This window comes from Anaeromassilibacillus senegalensis (assembly GCF_001261775.1).
Lineage (GTDB): Bacteria > Bacillota > Clostridia > Oscillospirales > Acutalibacteraceae > Anaeromassilibacillus > Anaeromassilibacillus senegalensis.
Window position 1 is genome coordinate 1 of record NZ_LN868530.1, and the last position, 1353, is coordinate 1353.

A 1353-nucleotide genomic window follows, 5' to 3' on the forward strand; every position below is an offset into this window, starting at 1 on the left:
GGGCGCAGGCGCTGCCTGCGGCTTCGGCTGCTGTGCCTGCGGGGCAGGCTGGGGCGCGGGCGCTTCCTTCTGCTTGTTGTCCGCAAAGTAATCGTCCAGGTTCTCCACCTTGTTCTTCTGCGTAAAGCTTTCAAACACAAGGTCCAGCTCGTTTTCCGTCAGGGCCGTCATGTGTTTTTTGGTTTCGCCCGTATATTTCTGTAAGGTGTCAATGACTTCTTTGTTGGGTTCTCCCAGGTCCTTTGCCACCTCGTGAACGCGATATTTAATCATCATATAATGAATTCCTCCTCATTTCACCGTGTCTGCGCGCCGGTTCCGGCTTCACACAGCTCGTGCAGTTTTTTCGCGAACCCTGCGTCATTCACCGCAAGAACTCCGGTTCGCTTTCCTAGAGCCATGCTGATTTCGTCCATGATGGCCGCTGTCTGCACAACGTCCACCCCAGCTTCCTCCGCTGCAAACCGCACGCCGCCGGCGGAACGGGGGGAAAAATCCGCCGCCAGGATCACCAGCCGGGCCTGCCCTTTGCGCAGGGACTCAATCACCGGGTCGCTCCCCAGAGAGAGCCTTCCCGCCCTTCGCGCGAGTCCCATCAGGTTCAGAAGCTGTTTGTTTTCGCCATTCATTTTCCGATCTCCTCCTCCATACGGTCAAAGACCTCCGCGGGAATCTGACAGGAGAAGGCTCGTTCAAAACGCCTCGCCTTTCGCGCCGCCCGGAGGCAGTCCGCGCTTTTGCAAACATACGCGCCGCGCCCGGGCTTTTTCCCCGTCAGGTCCAGAGAGATTTCCCCTTCCGGCGACCGGACCACCCGGACCAGTTCCTTCTTCGGTTTGCTTTCCCCGCATCCCGCGCACATGCGCAGGGGAACGCGCTTTTGATGCATGGCACACACCACCTTTCCCGACTGTGTTTTTCTGGCCTGCTATATGAAAACAACACGGTGATTGCCGCGCTGTGTTATCCCTCGGTTTCTTCCTGCGGTTCTTCCGCCGGTTCCGGCGTTTCTTCCGGCGCGGGGGCTGCTTCCTCTTCGCCGTAGAAGCCGCTTTCCGGTTTGATGTCGATCTTCCAGCCGGTCAGCTTCGCGGCCAGGCGGGCATTCTGGCCCTTGTTGCCGATGGCCAGGGAGAGCTGTCCGTCCGGCACGCTCACGCGACAGGCGTGGGAGCCGTCCTCCGCCACGGTGACGGTGAGGACGTTCGCCGGGGAAAGCGCCGACGCGATGAACTGCGCCGGGTCGTCGCTGTATTCCACAATGTCGATCTTTTCGCCGCCCAGCTCGTTGACGATGCTGGAGACGCGCGCGCCGCGCGTGCCGATGCAGGCGCCGACCGCGTCGACGTCCGG

At 60.7% G+C, this 1353-nt stretch carries 3 protein-coding genes and 1 pseudogene; all 4 read right to left on the reverse strand.

Annotation, left to right across the window (positions count from 1 at the left end):
* Positions 1–276 (reverse strand): translation initiation factor IF-2 N-terminal domain-containing protein (locus BN2106_RS00020; RefSeq protein ID WP_195891735.1); only part of this gene is annotated, 276 nt, incomplete at its 3' end.
* A 20-nt stretch (positions 277–296) separates the two neighbouring features.
* Complete coding sequence (locus BN2106_RS00025) at positions 297–629, reverse strand: L7Ae/L30e/S12e/Gadd45 family ribosomal protein (RefSeq protein WP_050696540.1); 333 nt, start codon at positions 627–629, stop codon at positions 297–299.
* Positions 626–889, reverse strand: coding sequence for an RNase P modulator RnpM (gene rnpM / locus BN2106_RS00030; RefSeq protein ID WP_050696541.1), 264 nt, complete (start codon positions 887–889; stop codon positions 626–628). Before rnpM ends, BN2106_RS00025 begins: the two co-directional genes overlap by 4 nt.
* Positions 890–963: 74 nt before the next feature.
* Positions 964–1353 (reverse strand): annotated as a pseudogene (locus tag BN2106_RS00035) (transcription termination factor NusA); the annotation flags it as partial.

What these genes read in the sequence shown, in the direction of transcription:
- BN2106_RS00025 (WP_050696540.1), bottom strand. Translation starts at nt 629, where the DNA reads ATGAATGGCGAAAACAAACAGCTTCTGAACCTGATGGGACTCGCGCGA.
- rnpM (WP_050696541.1), bottom strand. Translation starts at nt 889, where the DNA reads ATGCATCAAAAGCGCGTTCCCCTGCGCATGTGCGCGGGATGCGGGGAA.